15 protein-coding genes are annotated in these 17320 nt (G+C 57.4%); 6 read left to right on the forward strand and 9 right to left on the reverse strand.

What is annotated here, in order from left to right:
• Positions 1 to 2 precede the first annotated feature (2 nt).
• From ACYX4K_RS04990 to ACYX4K_RS05005, 4 genes are all read left to right on the forward strand, one after another.
• On the forward strand, positions 3 to 668 hold the full coding sequence (locus tag ACYX4K_RS04990) for an FG-GAP-like repeat-containing protein (RefSeq protein WP_476178776.1): 666 nt from the start codon (positions 3 to 5) through the stop codon (positions 666 to 668).
• A 76-nt stretch (positions 669 to 744) separates the two neighbouring features.
• Positions 745 to 1956: an ASPIC/UnbV domain-containing protein gene (locus tag ACYX4K_RS04995; protein WP_476178777.1), complete on the forward strand. Its 1212-nt coding sequence runs from the start codon at positions 745 to 747 to the stop codon at positions 1954 to 1956.
• Positions 1957 to 1991: 35 nt separating this feature from the next.
• Complete coding sequence (locus ACYX4K_RS05000) at positions 1992 to 3047, forward strand: SMP-30/gluconolactonase/LRE family protein (protein ID WP_475093214.1); 1056 nt, start codon at positions 1992 to 1994, stop codon at positions 3045 to 3047.
• An 87-nt stretch (positions 3048 to 3134) separates the two neighbouring features.
• A complete protein-coding gene (locus tag ACYX4K_RS05005; protein WP_475093213.1) occupies positions 3135 to 4592 on the forward strand; it encodes a sulfatase family protein in 1458 nt (485 codons plus the stop codon).
• 69 nt (positions 4593 to 4661) lie between these two features.
• On the opposite strand, the gene ACYX4K_RS05010 is transcribed toward ACYX4K_RS05005, so the two are convergent.
• The 8 genes from ACYX4K_RS05010 to ACYX4K_RS05045 all read right to left on the reverse strand — a co-directional run bounded on the left by ACYX4K_RS05010 (position 4662) and on the right by ACYX4K_RS05045 (position 13661).
• Positions 4662 to 6116, reverse strand: coding sequence for a sulfatase-like hydrolase/transferase (locus ACYX4K_RS05010; RefSeq protein ID WP_475093212.1), 1455 nt, complete (start codon positions 6114 to 6116; stop codon positions 4662 to 4664).
• 52 nt (positions 6117 to 6168) lie between these two features.
• Positions 6169 to 7197 carry an aldose epimerase family protein gene (locus tag ACYX4K_RS05015; protein ID WP_475093211.1) on the reverse strand — a complete coding sequence of 343 codons (1029 nt, stop codon included), beginning with the start codon at positions 7195 to 7197 and terminating at the stop codon, positions 6169 to 6171.
• A 77-nt stretch (positions 7198 to 7274) separates the two neighbouring features.
• A complete protein-coding gene (locus ACYX4K_RS05020; protein ID WP_475093210.1) occupies positions 7275 to 7646 on the reverse strand; it encodes a cupin domain-containing protein in 372 nt (123 codons plus the stop codon).
• 89 nt (positions 7647 to 7735) lie between these two features.
• On the reverse strand, positions 7736 to 9196 hold the full coding sequence (locus ACYX4K_RS05025; RefSeq protein WP_475093209.1) for an aldehyde dehydrogenase family protein: 1461 nt from the start codon (positions 9194 to 9196) through the stop codon (positions 7736 to 7738).
• A gap of 69 nt (positions 9197 to 9265) precedes the next feature.
• Positions 9266 to 10060 carry an enoyl-CoA hydratase/isomerase family protein gene (locus ACYX4K_RS05030; RefSeq protein WP_475093208.1) on the reverse strand — a complete coding sequence of 265 codons (795 nt, stop codon included), beginning with the start codon at positions 10058 to 10060 and terminating at the stop codon, positions 9266 to 9268.
• A 26-nt stretch (positions 10061 to 10086) separates the two neighbouring features.
• On the reverse strand, positions 10087 to 11247 hold the full coding sequence (locus ACYX4K_RS05035; protein WP_475093207.1) for a CaiB/BaiF CoA transferase family protein: 1161 nt from the start codon (positions 11245 to 11247) through the stop codon (positions 10087 to 10089).
• Complete coding sequence (locus tag ACYX4K_RS05040) at positions 11244 to 12443, reverse strand: CaiB/BaiF CoA transferase family protein (protein WP_475093206.1); 1200 nt, start codon at positions 12441 to 12443, stop codon at positions 11244 to 11246. Before ACYX4K_RS05040 ends, ACYX4K_RS05035 begins: the two co-directional genes overlap by 4 nt.
• Positions 12444 to 12461: 18 nt before the next feature.
• The gene (locus tag ACYX4K_RS05045) at positions 12462 to 13661 is read right to left on the reverse strand and encodes an ABC transporter substrate-binding protein (protein WP_475093205.1); all 1200 of its coding nucleotides are present in this window, start codon (positions 13659 to 13661) and stop codon (positions 12462 to 12464) included.
• A 214-nt stretch (positions 13662 to 13875) separates the two neighbouring features.
• Here ACYX4K_RS05045 and ACYX4K_RS05050 point away from each other — a divergent pair, with 214 nt between their 5' ends.
• Positions 13876 to 14679 carry an IclR family transcriptional regulator gene (locus ACYX4K_RS05050; protein ID WP_475093204.1) on the forward strand — a complete coding sequence of 268 codons (804 nt, stop codon included), beginning with the start codon at positions 13876 to 13878 and terminating at the stop codon, positions 14677 to 14679.
• A gap of 164 nt (positions 14680 to 14843) precedes the next feature.
• On the opposite strand, the gene ACYX4K_RS05055 is transcribed toward ACYX4K_RS05050, so the two are convergent.
• Complete coding sequence (locus tag ACYX4K_RS05055; protein WP_475093203.1) at positions 14844 to 15500, reverse strand: 2-dehydro-3-deoxy-6-phosphogalactonate aldolase; 657 nt, start codon at positions 15498 to 15500, stop codon at positions 14844 to 14846.
• 239 nt (positions 15501 to 15739) lie between these two features.
• Between ACYX4K_RS05055 and ACYX4K_RS05060 the strand changes: the two genes are divergently transcribed.
• Entirely contained in the window at positions 15740 to 17305 is a 1566-nt protein-coding gene (locus ACYX4K_RS05060; RefSeq protein WP_476178778.1) for an MFS transporter, read from the forward strand.
• Positions 17306 to 17320: the final 15 nt, after the last annotated feature.

The following is a 17320-nucleotide window of genomic DNA, read 5'->3' on the forward strand; positions in this document are numbered from 1 at the left end:
TCATGAAGCGATTTCCGGCTTTGCGCCTGCCTCTTGTAGCCCTTGCGTTCATTGGTTCCGGTTGTGCTTGGGCAGATGTGTATTTCACGGAAGTCAGTGAAGAGCACGGGCTGAACACCGAGCCGACCTGGAAATACGGCGGCCCTGCTGTTGCGGATCTGAACGGTGATGGTCGTTATGAATTGTTGCTGAGCAATCACGACAAGGTGCCTGCACAACTATTCTGGGGCGGGGCTGATGGACACTACCGCGAGCACGATTCACCGCTTATGCGCTGGGACGTACACGGTATTGCGGCCGGTGACTATGACGGGGATGGTGACCAGGATGTGGCGGTCGCGCTCGGCGGGGGTAATGGCACCAGCCCGCAACCGCCGCGGATCCTGAAGAACGACAGGGGTAACTTTCGCGATATAACCGTCGGCAGTGGTATCGAAAATATGGGCGCCCGCGGGCGCTCGGTGCGCTGGGTCGATATGGATCTGGATGGAGATCTCGATCTATTGCAGATCAATGCGGTCATGCTGCCCGGCGAAACAGGACCACGGAATATCTTGTTCGAAAATATTGGCGAGGATCAGTTTCGCTATCGCCCCGCACCGGCGTTCGAGCAGCTGGAGGCCGAACGTGTATTGATTACGGATTTTAACGGCGATCAGGTCAGATGATCTGATCGCTTTCTCCCCACTGAGTCTGTGGGCGGGCAATGGCGACTTTGGCTTCCGAAATGTCACCGGGCAATGGTTGTCGAAGGGTATAGACCTGGAATATGTGATGGCGGTGGCCGAGGCCGACATCGACAACGATGGCGACCTGGATTATTACCTGGCCCGCGGCAAAACGTATTACCAGATCGCCAACAACGCGGTGTCATTTGATACCGCCAGTGGACGTCTGGACCTGCGCGATGAAGGTAATCGCAGTCGCGACGGAATTACGTTTTACAGTGACGGGCCGCTGCAACTCAATGAATTTTTCCATTGGCAGCGCGGACAGGAAATTACCCTGCCGGTGCATCTCGGCGCGAATGGAGAAACTCTGGCCACCCCAGCGGGCAAATCCCTGGTGACCGTGTCTCCGGAGAAGGCGCAGGGCTTTCCCGCAGAACTGAGCGAAAATGGCTGGCATCTCGGCGTGGTGGAGCAACCGGATTCCCGGGCGACAGGCAATGGCCCTTACCAGTGGCGTCTGGAGTGGCTGTTAAACGGTGATCTCGCCTGGGATATCCGCGCCAGTGTACATGGCGTTAAGCAGATAGCGCCTGACTGGACGCCCCAGGCGCTGGGCGTTGCCGATATCCTGTTGCGCAACGATGGCCGGGGTTTTACCGACATCAGCGACCGTCTTCCCCCACAAACTGCCGACAATAACTGGGGCGTGACCACCGGGGATCTCGACAATAACGGCTACGCCGACTTTTTTGTGTACCGCTTCGGCGAATTGCACCGTCGGGTAGAAGATCTTTTGTTGTTGAATCACGATGGCGATTCTTTCCGGCAGGCATCCAGTCACGGCGGCACCGTTCTGGGCCAGTCTGGTCACGGCGACATGGGCGCGGTGTTTGATTTCGATCAGGACGGTGACCTGGACCTGCTCAGTGGAGATGACGATCAGGGGCGCTGGCATCTGTTCGAAAATGGGCTGAATCCCCATAAATCTCCGTCGGCTAAAAATAATTACCTGCAGGTGCGCGTTGGCTACTCAGTCAAAGGTACCGATCCAAAGGGTGCCGAGGTTTCCCTAACCAGCCCCCAGCGTCGCTATCAAAGAATCGGCGCGGGCAGCGCAACCCACTCACAGGGGCAGCTGGATATCGCCCACTTTGGCCTGGGGCGGAGTAGTGACCCGGTAGATATTCATGTGCGCTGGCGCGATGGCACCGAGGTGACGTTTAATGGCATCTCGGTAAATCAGAGAGTGTTGGTAAGTGGAATGGACCGTAGACAGGGCAAGTAAGTCAGTGTTGATTGGTCAGTCGAAAGGAATGGAATTTGGAAAGTCGAAAGAATAGGTTGACCCGTCGCAAGCTGGTGCTGGGCATCCTGTCCAGCGCCCTCGGCGCACTGCCGTTAAGCGCCGCGGCCAGATCGCTGTTAACGAACAGTCGGGCTACCGCGACAATGAACGATAAAACGAATCGCGAGGAAGTGAGCGTGAGTGAGCATTCACAGAATTCTGCCGGAAGCAATGAGGCGGAAGTTTTCGACCAGCGTATCTGCAGCCTGGGTGAAGGTCCCCTGTGGCATCCGGAACGCAAAAATCTGTACTGGGTGGACCTGCTGAACAAGCGGGTGCTTGGCAAGGGTGCCGATGGCGAGCAAGTCTGGGAATTTGATGAAATGCCCTCGGCCATTGGCTGGATTGATCGGGACCGTCTTCTGGTTGCCTGTGAAAGCGGCCTCAACCTGATGAGCCTGGAAAGCGGCGATAAATCGGTGCTGTGCGAACTCGAACCGGATCTTCCCGGCAACCGCAGTAACGATGGCCGCGCCGACCCCTGGGGTGGTTTCTGGATTGGCACCATGGGCAAGGAAGGGGAGCCGAACCAGGGCAACCTGTACCGCTGGTACAAGGGTGAGCTGCGCCAACTGGACAGCGGTATGACGGTGCCGAACGGGATCTGTTTTGATCGCGCGCGCAACCTCGGCTATTACGCAGATTCGGCCAAGGGTGTGATTTATCGAGTGCCACTCAATGAAGCCGATGGCTGGCTCACAGGAGAGCGCGAAGTCTTTCTCGATTTGAGTGACAAAGGTCTGATTCCGGACGGTGCGGTAATGGACGGGCAGGGGAATATGTGGTCCTCCCTTTGGGATGGTGCCCGTACCCAGTGTTTCACCCCCGCCGGCAAGGCCACTTCCGCACTCAGCGCCCCAATAATTCGCACCACCTGTCCGGCATTCGGCGGCGATGATTTTACCGATCTGTACGTGACCACCGCCGCGGTCGGACTGGAGGATGAACCCGGTGCAAAGGTCGCCAACGGGGTAACCCTGGTGTACCGCAATGCGGTGAAGGGGCAGCCTGAACCCGCGGTAATTATTTAACAGAGCAATGAGCGTGCATAAATCATGAAATTGATTCCGATAGTACTCGCCGTTGCACTTCTATCCGTAAAGACGGTGGCAAGTGCGATGGAAAAGTTTCCAAGCCAGGAGCGATCTGGCGGCGACGGGGCAAACAAACCCAATATTCTGTTGATACTTGCCGATGATCTTGGTTATGCGGATACCGGTTTTACCGGAGCCAAAGACATCAAGACCCCGAATCTTGATCAGCTGGCGAGTGAAGGGGTGGTAATCGAGAATGGCTACGTCAGTCACCCCTATTGTGGTCCCTCTCGTGCCGGTCTGTTGACCGGTCGCCACCAGGCGCGTTTCGGGATGGAAAACAACAGTACCTATTCGCCTTTTGACAACTATATGGGGCTGCCCGTCAGCGAGAAGACCTTTGCCAAGCGTCTGCAGGAAGCCGGGTACTACACCGGGCTGGTTGGTAAGTGGCACCTCGGTGCGGCACCTCCGTTTCATCCGAACAATCGCGGCTTCGACCACTTTTACGGGTTTCTTTCTGGCGGCCACACGTATTTTCCGGAGGGGGTTTCCAACAAGATTTCTCTGGAAACAGTGGATGGTGTCAACGATTATATGGCCAACGAAGGTGGCTACCTGCCACTGGTGCGCAATGGTGGCGCCGGTGAGCTGAACGAATACCTGACCACGGCCCTGAGTCGCGATGCCGCCGAGTTTGTGCGGGAAAGTACAGATCCTTTCTTCCTGTTCCTGTCATACAATGCGCCGCACTCACCGCTGGAGGCGCCGGAAGAGACCATCGAAAAATACCGGAATATTGAGGATCCGGAACGCCGTATTTACGCGGCGATGATCGATGAGATGGACGCTGGCATCGGCATGGTGATGGACGCGCTTAAGGCATCCGGAAAATTTGACAATACCCTGATCTTTTTCCTGTCGGATAACGGTGGGGTCTACCCGGAATACTGGATGCCCGATAGTGATTGGGCGGATAACACGCCCTTTCGCCGCGGCAAGGTCAGCCTGACGGAAGGTGGCATTCACGTCCCATTTATTCTGCACTGGCCGGAAAGACTTGAGCCCGGTCGATTTTCCGGGCTGGTTTCCTCTCTGGACATTGCCGCCACTGCAATGGCTCTGGGGGAGACTCCGGCACCCGAAAAGCCACTGGATGGCGTGAACCTGATACCTTACCTGACCGGTGCTGCAGAGGGTTCACCCCACCAGGCATTGTTCTGGCACCTTGAGGAAGGTGATGGGAATACCTGGGCGGTGCGTACGGAAGATGCGAAATATATGCACCAGACGCTGCCGGGTGTAGGGCGCAGCTACTTTGATATGCGGAATGATCCCTATGAGCAGATAAATCGGGTGGATCAATTTCCGCAGCGTCAGGCAGAACTGGCAGAGTTGTGGAATCAGTGGAATGCTGGCAATCAACAGAACGTGCTGCAACAGGCCTCCGAGTACCAGAAGAGTCGGCAGGCGTTTTACAAGGCGCTGTATGAGGAGCGTGTAAAGCAGGCGCGTGAACGCGAGCCAATTGTGGTGCAATAATCCGGGAATAAACCTCGACAAAAAGCGGCGCTTTTTTTGAGCACCGCTTTTTTACATTCATTTTGTCAATTACTGTTGAGTAGCGGATTCAGGGACTTTCGCCTTGCGGTATTCGTCCATCCGCTGCATGGCGTGTCCTTCATATTCGCGTTTGAGCTGCCATCTGGGGCGTTCCAGTTGCAGTTCCCACTGGAAAAGCTTGCGGTACAGCGCAGCAACTATGTCCGGGTGTGCTCCAGCAAGGTTGTTGAGTTCTCGAACGTCTTTCCCCAGGTTATACAGTTCGGCAGGGCGATCGGGGAAGCGCAGTAGCTTCCAGTCACCATCGCGAATTGCCGCGCGGTTCTCCTTCTTCCAGTAGAGCGATTGGTGCGGTTTTCCGCTTGCCTCGCCACTGACGAAGGGCAGCAGGTTTACACCATCGATACCCTCGAGTGTGGAAGTCTGGCCACCGGCGGCGGCGTAGAATGTCGGTAACAGATCCAGCAGGCTAATGGGGGCCGGAAAGGTATGCTTTGCTGGAATTTGCCCGGGCCACTGCATCACAAATGGAACGCGGATACCACCCTCCAGGTGTGTGGCCTTGGTGCCGCTCAGTGGAAAATTGTTGGATGCATTCTGGTCCGTGGGCCCGCCGTTGTCGTTAGTGAAGACAATCAATGTGTTGTCGGTCAGTCCGTATGAGTCCAGCGCATCCAGTAGTTTGCCCACGCCACGGTCCAGTGCGCGGGTCATGGCCGCTACCTTCTGGCGATTGCCGCTCAGTTGTGGAAAAGCTGCCAGGTCTTCTGGCAGGGCGTCCATGGGGGCGTGTACGGCAGTGAAGGAGAGGTACAGGAAGAAAGGATTGTTTTTGTTGCGGGTTACAAAGGCTACCGCTTCATCGGCAAGTGCGTCAGTAAAGTACTTTGGTGTTTCCCCGTAGGCGCCAAAGTCGCGTTCGAGAAAATCTTCCCGGCGGTGGTTCGGATTGCTTTCAGTAAAAGGAAAGTAGGAGCGGGCACCGCCGCGAAAGCCGTAGAATTCATCGAAGCCCCGGTTCATTGGGTGATAGCGGTCCGCATTGCCCAGGTGCCATTTGCCCAGAATGGTGCTGCGGTAGCCCAGTGGCTTCAGGTGATCCGCGATAGTTTTCTCAGCCAGCGGTAACCCCATATCGTCCCCGGTTGTGCCGCTGGCACTCATATATCCGGGCACATTGTTTTCTTCATAGCCAAACCGCTGCTGGTATTTACCAGTAACCAATCCCGCGCGAGACGGGCCACAAACCGCCGCGCTGACGTAGGCCTGTTCAAAGCGGGCACCATTCTCCGCGATGCGGTCAATATTCGGTGTCTGGAATACCTCACTGCCTTGAAAACTGAAATCTGCGTAGCCCGCGTCATCCGCCAGAATCAGAATAATATTGGGCTTTTGTGCGGCCTGCGCCGTGGCGGAAACCAGGATCAGCGCGACGAACGCGGAAAGGACGCGCAGTGTGGCGAATAAGCGGCGACAGCCACCGGTATGGTTGTGGTAAGACATGGAAAACCCCAATGCTGGATGATCGGGGTAGTGTACCGTCATTTGTATATTGTTAACAAAGATGTGGCGTGGTCATTTGAATCTCAAAGGACCAGTTATGGGCAGTGTGGGGTGGAATCGCCGGCGCCGTCCCCCTGTCCAGAAGTTCCCGCAGGCTGTCGGCGTTGCCAATCGCCGGCTCCAGTACCAGATTGAAATAGGGCGCACCGCCATCCCCGGCCCAGCCCCGGTAGTTGAGCCACAGGGCGATATGGGGCACTTCCGCCGGTGGCAATACAAAATGCAGCGCTTCACCGGTTGCCGGATTCTCCAGCCCGGCTATGGCCAGCGAATTACCGCTGGTGCAGTCGGATAGGTCCTGATGGGAAAGTAACTTTGCAGCGTATCCGCTATCGGTATCCGGGTCTGGAATGATCGCCATATCGATACCGTTCGGGGTTAGTGGCCAGCTAAACTGATCGCCGGTGGTCAGTGGCGCATGGTCGCTGGCGTAGGAGCAGTAAAGTTGGTGGTTCTCCGGCAATCGTAGTTTCATTCCTGGTGCAATGGCGAGAGCAGGGTGCAAACACCAGCTAAAGGGGACGGCGCTGTCGCTCTTGTTTCGTACGCAGTATTCGAATCGGATTGTTCCCCGGTCCGGGGCGACGGTCAGGCGGCGTTCGAAAACCACAGGCAGTGACTGGCACTGCTGCTTCATCAGCAATATCGCTGAGCCATCGTCTGCCGTTCTGCATTCGTGCTCGGTCCAGTTGCGGCCATACAGTTCGCCATGATCTGGCAGTGGGCGGCCAGGCCTGCTGCCTACCGTCTGGGGTAGTTCACAGGCATCCACACTTGGGAAGCACTCATCAATGCCGCCGGTGTCGTGTTGCTGGGTGTAGCTGTGGTTGAGCTTGGCGGCTTTGTAAACGCTCCGGTCGCTTTGCCACAGCCACTCACGGTCGCGAGTTTTTATACTCACGATTTTTCCCCCTAGTGCGGGAACTATGGTGAGAATCACAATCGAATTTTGAAGATGAAAGGCGGAAAACCCGGAAAAACTTCCTTGTGATATGGATGCGACATTATTTTTACTTGGCATATATCAGCTTTTCTGACCTAAGGCTTTGAAAGACGCTCATATTATCCACAACTGATCGGATGTTGAAAATTCATGGGTCAAGCTACTTTAACGATCAGAATATGAGACTTCTCAATTCCATTAAGCCACCCATGGGGTGTATTCGGCTTGAAGGTAATAAAATCCCCCGCCTGATACTGCACGCCCTCGGTACGGTTTTCTTCCGCGTCGCCCGCGTATAGCGTGCCGTGCCCGCTGGCCACGAATGCAAGCCAGGCTTCATCTGACGTGTGGATAGGGTACTCCACCGCGCCCGGCTCGATTTCAAACTGAAACATGAAAATACCGGCATCTTCCACGGCACGGGCTTTCCAACCGGGCATATTTTCGTGGCTGGTAAAGGCCGGGGCATCGGAGGTTTCGATACCGCTGGCACCCTGGTATTCGAACATGATGTGATGCTTGGACATGGTGTTTCCTCTCTTTATTTTTATGTCTGGTTATTGCTGTAGTTTGGATAGAAAAACGGGGACATATGCCCCCGTGTGATTTTCTGGAATCAATTGCAGTTCAGATACACCGCACGCTTCTGCAAATAGCCCTCGATACCGTAAATCCCATCCTCGCCACCGATACCACTGCGCTTGTGCCCGGAGTGGTAGCCCTGGATGTAGCCGACAATCTGTTTGTTCACGAACACGGTGCCCACTTCCAGGCGGCTGATGCCGTCCATGATTACCCGGTAATCGTTGCTCCACAGGTAGCAGCTCAGACCGTCGTTGCGGCGGTTGGTGATTTCTACCGCTTCATCGAACGAAGAAATTTTGACGATCGGCAGTACCGGGCCGAAAATTTCTTCCCGCGCGGCGGCCATATCGGCGGTCACGTCGGTGAGCACGGTGGGCTGGTACCAGTTGCCGTTTTCAAACTCGGGGCCTTGCGGGCGCGCGCCGCCGCAGGCGAGGGTGGCACCGGCTTTGATGGTTTCCTGCACGATGGAATCCACCCGGTCCAGGCCTTGGGCAGTCACCGATGGGCCCATGCTGGGGTTGTCCATGGGATTGCCTACTGTCAGTTCTTTGACTTTTTCCAGCACTTTGCGGGTAAATTCCTCCGCGACCTTTTCGTGTACCAACACCAGTTCCGCACAGATACATACCTGGCCGCAGTTGGCGTAGCGGGAGATCACTACCGCATCCACCGCCTTGTCGATATCCGCATCGTCAAGCACGATAAACGAGGCCTTACCCCCCAGTTCCAGAGAGACTGCGGTGACGTTTTCCGCTACCGCGCGGCAGATGGCCTGGCCGGCGCGGATGCTGCCGGTGAGGGTGACCAGCTGGGTGATGGGGCTTTTTACCAGGTGCTCACCCACAGCGATGCCGCTGCCGCTGATGATATTGATCACGCCCTTGGGGATACCCGCTTCTTCCACCGCCTTTGCAAATTCCATGGCGGTTACCGGGGTGGCCTCGTGGGGTTTTACGATCATGGTGTTGCCGGTCACCAGTGCCGGACCTACCTTGCGGCCGATCAGGGCCAGTGGGTAGTTAAACGCGCACAGGCCGACGGTCACGCCGTAGGGGACTTTTTGAATCCACAGCTGCTCACCGGCATTGTCCGACGGGAAGATATTGCCTTCGATGCGGCGGGCGGCTTCGGCAGAATAGGTGAGGTAATTGAGCGTATCGTCGAACTCGCCGTAGGCTTCGTTCAGGGTTTTACCCTGCTCCAGTACCAGCAGTTTGGCAAACAGGTCGCGCTTGGGTTTGAGGGCTTCTATCAGGTTGAACAGGTGGCGGCCGCGCGCGATGGCGGGGAGCATTTTCCAGCTCTGCAGCGCCGCCTGCGAGGAAGCGAGGGCGGTGTCAGCCTGTGCCAGCGTGCAGTCCGGGACACTGGCAAATATTTTGCCGTTCGCGGGATTTTCCACTGGGAGCTTACTATCACTGTCGACCCATTCACCGTCGATATAACACTGGTAATGTTGTTGAGCGGTTTCCGCTATCTGTGTACTCATCATCTTCTCCGTCGCATATTTTGTTTGTTGTTCGGTCGAATCTGTGGGTTGGGTGCTACTGGTCGGGAGCTACTGATTGAATACCGGTGCTCGCTTTTCAACGAAGGCTTTCAGTCCCTCCACCGCATCTGCGGTTTCATAGAGAGAGTCTGCCAGCTTCGCCTCTAGCGCGAGGCCGCGATCCAGCGGCAGGGAACTGCCTTCACGCAGTGCACGCTTGGTGGCCGCGATGGCGTGTCCGGGACCGCGGGCGATTTCTTCGGCAAACTCGGCGGTGCCGGCAGCCAGGGATTCCGCGCTGTAGACGCCGTCCAGTAAACCCAGCTCCTGGGCCTGGGCGAGCCCGAAGGTATCGCCGGTAAGCAGGATCTCCATGGCGGCGCGGCGGCCGATCCGGCGCACCAGGCGCTGAGTGCCGCCATTGCCGGGGATTAGTCCCAGTTTGATTTCCGGTAGGCCGAAGCGGTAGTTGCCTTCTGCCGCGAAAATAAAATCGCAGGCCATGGCAATTTCCAAACCGCCACCGAGGCAGTGGCCGGCGACTTCGGCAATATAAATCTTGCTGCTGTTCTCGATGGCGTTGGCGTTCTCCCGGGCAGCGGCGACCAGGGCGAGGTTTTGCTGCACGCTGTTGTTTTCAAACACTTTGATATCGGCACCGGCACAGAAAAATTTCGGTAGCGCGCTGTTGATCACCACCACGCGTACGCTGTCGTCCTGTTCCAGGGTGCGAATGACAATGCCGATTTCCCGTAGGAATGACTCGTGATAGGCATTCGCTGGCGCTAGCTGCAAGGTAATGTGGGCCACCCCGGGGGTAGACTTTGATAGCGAAACATTCGATTGCGAATGGCGCTCATTCATGACCGATTCCTCTCATTTTTCACTTCTCATCTCTCATCTTTGATTTCGTTATTAATGACGCCCTGGTGTTGCCCCAGTTTCGGCGCGGGTGTTCTTCCCCACAGGCACTGTTCGTCAATGCGAATGGGGCAGCGGCTGGTGGTCAACTGGCTTTCGCCGGACATGGGCAGGGACTGCAGCATGTCGAGGGATTTGAAACCGTCGTGTGCCAGCAGTTGATTCCAGTCGAGGACCTCGGCACACCAGATATCCGCCGGCTCGAGCAGGGATAGCCAGTGCGCGGTGGTCTGCGACCGCAGGTGATCGGCGAGAATCTGTTTGATGGCGTCCCGCTCGGCAAAGGCGAGGGTCGGCTCGCAATAGGGCAGTAGTGCGGGGCAGTCGAGCAGTCGCGCAAGGTCTTCTACGCGGCCCATGGAGAGCGCGATATAGCCGTCGTTGGTCTGGTAAAAGCCGTAGGCACCGGCCACCAGTGCGTGGGCGCCATTGACGGCGGCCCGCTCGATGGTCTGCTGAGAATCCTGTAAGGCGATGGTGAGTGGCTCGAACTGAAAATCCAGCATGGCTTCGAGCATGCTGATCTGTACCAGGCTGCCTTCACCGGTAAATTCCCGGGAGAAAGCGGCGGCGAGAATGCCCTGCACCAGCTGCGCGCCGGTAAAAATATCCGCAACCGGTACACCCATGGCTACCGGGCCATCGTCGCGGCTGCCGGACAGCCAGGTGAGGCCGGAGAGCGCCTGCAGCAGCAAATCCTGTCCGGGACGTTCGGCCCAGGGGCCGGTGTCGCCGTAGCCGGTAATTTCACCGTAAATAATGCGTGGGTTTATGGCTTTTACATGGTCGTAGTCGAGTTCCAGTCGCTGCGTGACACCGGGACGGAAATTGACGATCAGGATATCCGCTTTGCGGATCAGCGCGTTTAGCGCGTCGCGCTGGGCCGGATCTTTCAGGTCGAGGCAGTAGCTTTCCTTGTCGCGGTTGATGGCGTGGAACAGGGTGGATTCCCCTTCCAGCATACAGTCGGAAAGGTACAGGTTGCGCCCGTCTTCGCCGCGCTCGGGGCGCTCGATTTTGATAACCCGTGCGCCCAGGTCGGCCAGGCGCAAAGCCGCAGAAGGACCAGACAGAAATTGAGAGAAGTCGAGTACCAGCATACCGGCGAGCGGTTTTTGGAACTGGCTCATTGTGCGGCCTCCCGTTGGCATAAACCCGCGAGCAAAGTGTCGCGAATGTGATTGGTATCTTCACCCAGGCGTGGGGCGGCTGTAGCACTGGTAAAGCGCTGGCCGTTGATCCGCAGTGGGCAGCGGGTGGTGTTTACGGTGACCGCACTTTTCCCCGGTGAGCTGTGGTGGTCAGCCGATGAGGTGGGGCGGGAAACCTGCAGCTCCATGGCCACGGCCTTGAAGGCGGGGTGGTGGAGCAGCTGGTCGTAATCCACCACTTCCGATGCCCAGATGCCGGCGGCATTCAGGCGTGTCATCCAATGGCCGGTGGTTTGGGTGCGCAGGTGTTTTGCCAGTACGGCTTTGATCGCATCCCGCTGGCTGAAGGCTTCGCTATCACTTTTATTCAGTGCCGGGCACTGCAGTGCTTCGGCCAGTGGCCCGAGCGGTCCCATGGAAATGGCAATCCAGTGGTCGCTCGTTTGATAGATACCGTAGGGCGCGCCGAGGAATGCGTGGGCATTGGCAATCTCGCTGCGGCTGGCCAGTTGGCGGCCGTTGTTGAGGTAGGTGGTGAGACCTTCGAACTGAAAATCCACCATGGACTCCAGCAGGCTCGCCTGCACTTTGGCGCCGATACCGTGTTTTTTCCGGCGCACCAGGGCGGCGAGAATGCCCTGTGCCAGGTGCGTTCCGCACAGCATATCGGCAATGGCGAGGCCCAGGGGTACCGGGCCGTCACTGTGATTACCGGAGAGCCAGCCCACGCCGGAAACCGCCTGCGCGAGCAAGTCCTGCCCGGGTTTGTGCACCCAGGGTCCTTCGTTGCCGTAACCGGAGACTTCTCCGTAAATAATCTGCGTGTTAAGGGCTTTGACACTGGTGTAGTCGAGGCCAATTTTTTCCATCACGCCAGGGCGGAAGTTGTGGGTCATCACATCCGCCCGCGCGATCAATTCGCGTACTGCATTCAGGTCGCTCGGGTTTTTCAGGTCCGCACAAAAGGACTCTTTGTTGCGGTTAATGGTGTGGAAAAGCAGGCTGTCGCCATCCACCCACAGGTCTTTGGTGGCGAGACTGCGACAGGCGTCTCCGCTGCCGGGACGCTCTACCTTTATCACACGCGCGCCGAGATCCGCCAGGCGTAGGCCCGCGTAGGGGCCTGCCAGGTACTGGCTGAATTCGAGAACGGTTATACCTTTTAACGGTTGCATCATAAATTTCAGTGGTTGTTAGCTTTGACGTGATTTCACGTACAGCGCATTAAGCTGATCAAGTAGGGTATTTGCGTCGCCACCGTACATCAGGTAGTTGCGAATGGGCGCGCCGGCGTTGTCCTGGAAAAACATATGCCCATGGTAGCGTGGACGCAGGAAGGCGCGGTCCAGGGTGGGCAGGGTGTTGGTGAAGTAGTTGTTGGTCAAATGATTGGCAGACTCGCTGGTCCAGGCTTTGCGGTGCCCCGGTTGTCCACCGTACTGGATGTAAAAGGAGGCCTGCAGTTCCGGGTTGCCGGCAAACTCCACGAATTGTGCGGCCACTTCCGCGTGCTTGGTGTGCGCGGAGATGGCGAGGCCGGTGCCGCCCAGGGTGGTTTTCAGGTGGTCACCTTTGGGGCCTGCGGTCACGGTATCGCGGAATTCCAGCAGCTTGCGCGCATAGCCGGGTTGCGCGTAATTGGCGTAGCCGTAGGCGAAGGGGCAGTAGGCGAAGTCGTCACTGCGGGTCATGGCCTCGTACACCTTGATGGGATTCCAGTCGAAGCAGCGGCGATCCAGATTGTCGGACAGCGCCTTCAGCATGCCCAGGGCTTCGATACCCACTGCTTTGCTCACGACTTCTTCGCCCACACAGGGATCTTCACCCATGGCGGAGCACAACATGTAGAAGTTCATCAGGGTGTCCTGGGGAATACTGGGTACCGCCACCAGACCTTTTTCCGCCAGTGCCATAAGGTCTTCCCACATTTTGGGTTCTTCCAGTCCTTTTTCTTGCAGCAGGTCCGGGCGCAGTGACGCGACCGGGGTGGCGGCGTCCAGGGCGAGGGCCCACTGCTGGCCATCGTAGTGATAGGAGGTGTGAGAGTGCCCCACGGCATTGTCTGCCTGGTCCTTGAGGAAGGCGGCGGGCAGGTGCTCGTCCAGGGGCAGGATGACTTTTTCCCGTGCGGCAAAACCGGTCCAGGGGTGATCGATCACCAGCAGGTCGTAGCGGCTGGCGAGGTCGTCGATGGGGTGGTCGGCAAAGGCCTGCAGTGAGCGCTTGTCCCACTGGATGGTGACATTGGGGTTCAGTTCTTCAAAGCGCTGGGCGGCCGCCACCATGGGGGTAAAGCCACGGGTATGGTTCCAGGTCATGCCACGCAGGACGATGGGTTCCGCCGCCTGCTGTGGGGCGCCTTGCTTCAGTTGGTCGATGTCGGAGCTGCTCATAGTTTTCTCTCGATTCTCTCTAGAGTGTCTCGCTGTGCGAGGCGCGGGTGCTGGTCCGGGATTAGGGGCACCCGCAGGTTGGCGGCTCATCAGGATTATATTTTTATATTTGAAAGTGTTGTTCAAGTATAAAAATCGTTTTTTGGTGGTGTCAACCTGTGCTTAAATGCGCAGGCTTAACAAATCGATAAATTGGATGGGTCAGGGGGAAGCAGTGCCCGAGAAAGTGAGCGCAAAGGCCGGCAGCCAGAAGAATGGCAATGGCGCGAATAAATACGCGGTGCCCGCGCTGGATAAGGCGTTGGAGATACTGGAGTTTCTCGCCGCGGAATCGCTTCCGCTGTCCCAGTCGGATATTGCCCAGGGTATCGGGCGTACCAATAGTGAGATCTTCCGGGTGCTGGTTGGCCTGGAGTCCCGGGGTTATCTGCTGCGGGATGAGGTGTCTGGCAAATACCGGGTGTCTCTCAAGCTGCTGGAGCTGACCCGTACCCTGTCGCCAGTATCGCAATTGCGCTTTGCGGCGCAGCCGGAGATGGAGGCGCTGGCGGCACGTCTCGGCCAATCCTGCCACCTGAGTGTGATCCACCAGGGGCAGCTGATGGTGGTGCTGCAGGTGCAGAGTCCCGGGCCGGTTTCCCTGTCGTTCAACGAGGGTACGCTTTTCCCGTTGCTGCAGACCGTATCCGGGCGGGTGTTGCTGGCGAACTGTGAGGCCGGGCGCCGCGCCGGCCTTCTGGCGAAAACCGCTGTCCAGGAAGGTGAGGCCGAGCTCGAACACTCGTTGCTGTCGGTGCGCGATCAGGGGTTTGAACTGCGGACCAGTGAATTGACCGATGGCGTGACCGATTGCGCAGCCCTGGTAGGACAGCCGGACGGGGCGACCATTGCTGCACTGGCGGTTTCCAGCCTGACGTCGGTAGTGGGTAAGAAGCTGGAGCGGGAAGAGCTGGTGCGGGCGGTGCGGGAATCTGCCGCGCGAATCAGTGCGTCGCTTGGCCTCGGACCGGGGCAGTGAATAAATATATTCAAGAGTTAAAAAAACGCCCCTGAAAAGGGGCGTTGAAGCGAGAGAAATGCTTGCATTGCGGTACAAGCAAAGGTCACGAAGAGTCAATCGCAACTGACAAGGTGCACCGGATTCCATCACTGGGAGAGTCTCCGGTGTAAGAGAGAAATTGTTCAGGCGCCCAGTGCTTTGGCGCGGTTGGCCGCGTCCACCATGATGCGCGCCTTGTCCGCGATCTGGCTGGCATTGTCGCCGGCGGCGTAAATATTGGAGCCGAGGCCGAATCCGCGGGCACCGGCTTTCCAGTACTCTTCCATATTGGTATCGGTGATGCCGCCCACCGCCAGGGTGAGGATGTCTTTCGGTACCACGGCGCCCAGAGAAGCCAGATATTGGGCCGGGAAGTCCGCCACCGGGAACATCTTCAGCACCCGGGCGCCGGCTTTCAGAGCGTTGAACGCCTCGGTCGGGGTGAGACAGCCGGGAACCGAAATCAAATCCCGCTCTAGGGTGGCCTGGATCACCTCTGGGTCGCAGTTTGGCGAAACAATGATCTTTCCGCCCGCATTTTGTACACTCTGCACCTGTTCCGGGGTGAGTACGGTGCCGGCACCGCAGATGGTGGTTTCACCGAATTCATCCATGATTCTGGCCAGCCGCTCGATGCTTTTGAGGGGCTCAACCGGTGAGTTCAGTGGGATCTCGATAGCGCGCACGCCGGCATCCAGCAGGGTGTTGGCGACCATGTCGATCTCGTCCGGTGTCACGCCACGAATAATGGCGATCAGCGGGCAGGCCTCCAGGGCCTGATGAAACTGTTGGCTCAACATCGGGTCTTCCTGTGCTGTTTTCTGTTTATTCCCGGTGACGGGACAGGATGGATGCAGTATAAAGGGACTCAGGAATATTTGTATATAGTTAATTGTTAACAAAAATGGATTAGGGTTGTATGATGGGCCAACATCAAGTGGTGGCCGACCGTGCAACCAGAAGATACCTGAAGGTACCCCTGAAGAGGGTGGCAGGTATCAGCGGTCGGAGTACCCATAACAATAAAGAGGGTTATCCGATGAGAGGATTCCAATTGACCGCCTTCAAATTTGCCGCGATCGTGGCATTTGGCGGTTTCATCTTTGGACTGGATGCGGCGCTGATCTCCGGCACCGTGCGTTTTATTACTGCCGAATTTACCCTGTCCGACTTGCAGGTGGGGACCGTGGTCAGTGCGCCCGGTTTCGGGGTGATTTTTGCGTTGATGGTCACCGGGCGGATTTGTGACGCTTGGGGCCGTAAATCGGCGCTGCTGATTATCGCCGCTCTTTATCTTCTTTCTGCCGTTGGCTCGGTGCTCGCCCCCAATTTTGAAATGTTGGTGGCGGCGCGCTTCCTCGGTGGCCTTGCGTTTACCTCCCTGTCTCTCGCCTCCATGTATATCGGCGAGATCGCCCCGGCCAATATGCGCGGCAAGCTGGTCTCCATGAACCAGATCACTACCGTAGTGGGGCTGTCGGCGGCGTACTTTGCTAACTACCTGATTCTGCAGGCGTCCAATGCGGACGCAGCCTGGGTGGGCGCGCTTGGGATCGATCAGTACACCTGGCGTTGGATGCTCGGAGTGGAAGTGATTCCGGCGCTGATCTGGCTGTTGATGTTGCTGGCCATTCCCGAGAGCCCGCGCTGGCTGGTACTGAAAGGGCGCCTGGATGAGGCCCGCGACGTGATGGGCAAGTTGATCCCCGCTGGCCATATCGAACCGCAGATCCAGGAAATCCAGGAGAGCGCCGCGGCCGCGCCTACCGGCAGTTTCCGCCAGCAGGTGGCAGAGATTTTCAAACCGCGCCTGCGCACCGCCTTTTGGGTTGGCCTGGTGATCGCCATCGCGCAGCCGATTACCGGTATCAACGCCATTATGTTCTACGCGCCCACGGTGTTTGAGCAGGTGGGTATCGGCACCAATGCCGCCTTTATGCAGGCAGTGATCGTCGGCGTAGTGAGCGTGATGTTCACGATTCTGGCGCTGCTGCTGATTGATCGTCTTGGGCGCCGCCCACTGGTGCTGTTCGGCCTCGCCTGGGGTGGTGTCAGCCTGTTTCTGTGCAGCTGGGCGTTCAGTCAGGCCAGCTATGAGTTGACCGCGGCTTCGCTACAGGCGCTGGCGAATGCGAATATTGATGTGTCTGGCTTGCAGGCTTTGGTCGGCACTGCCTTTGAGAGCGATGTGGCCTTCAAGCAGGCCATGTATGAGGCGCTCGGCGACGCAACCGCGCGGGCCAACGAGGGTGTGCTGATCCAGAATGCAATCCAGATCAACGCTAAATTGGTGTTGATGGGCATCATGTGTTTCATCGCCGCGTTTAACCTGTCCATCGGGCCGGTGATGTGGGTGCTCTTCTCGGAAATTTTCCCCACGCATGTTCGCGGTGTAGCGATTCCATTCTTTGCGCTGATTGTGAGTACCGTCAGCTACTTCGTGCAGCAGTTTTTCCCCTGGCAATTGAACAATATGGGCGCGACGGAAATCTTCCTGTTCTATGCCGCCTGTATCAGCGTGAGCCTTGCACTGCTGTTCCGTCTGCTGCCGGAAACCAAAAACAAATCCATCGAAGAAATCGAAGCGACCATGGTGCGCGCCTGAGCGCGCACTGGTGGA

The sequence above is a fragment of the Microbulbifer sp. ABF4_107 genome, assembly GCF_056312215.1.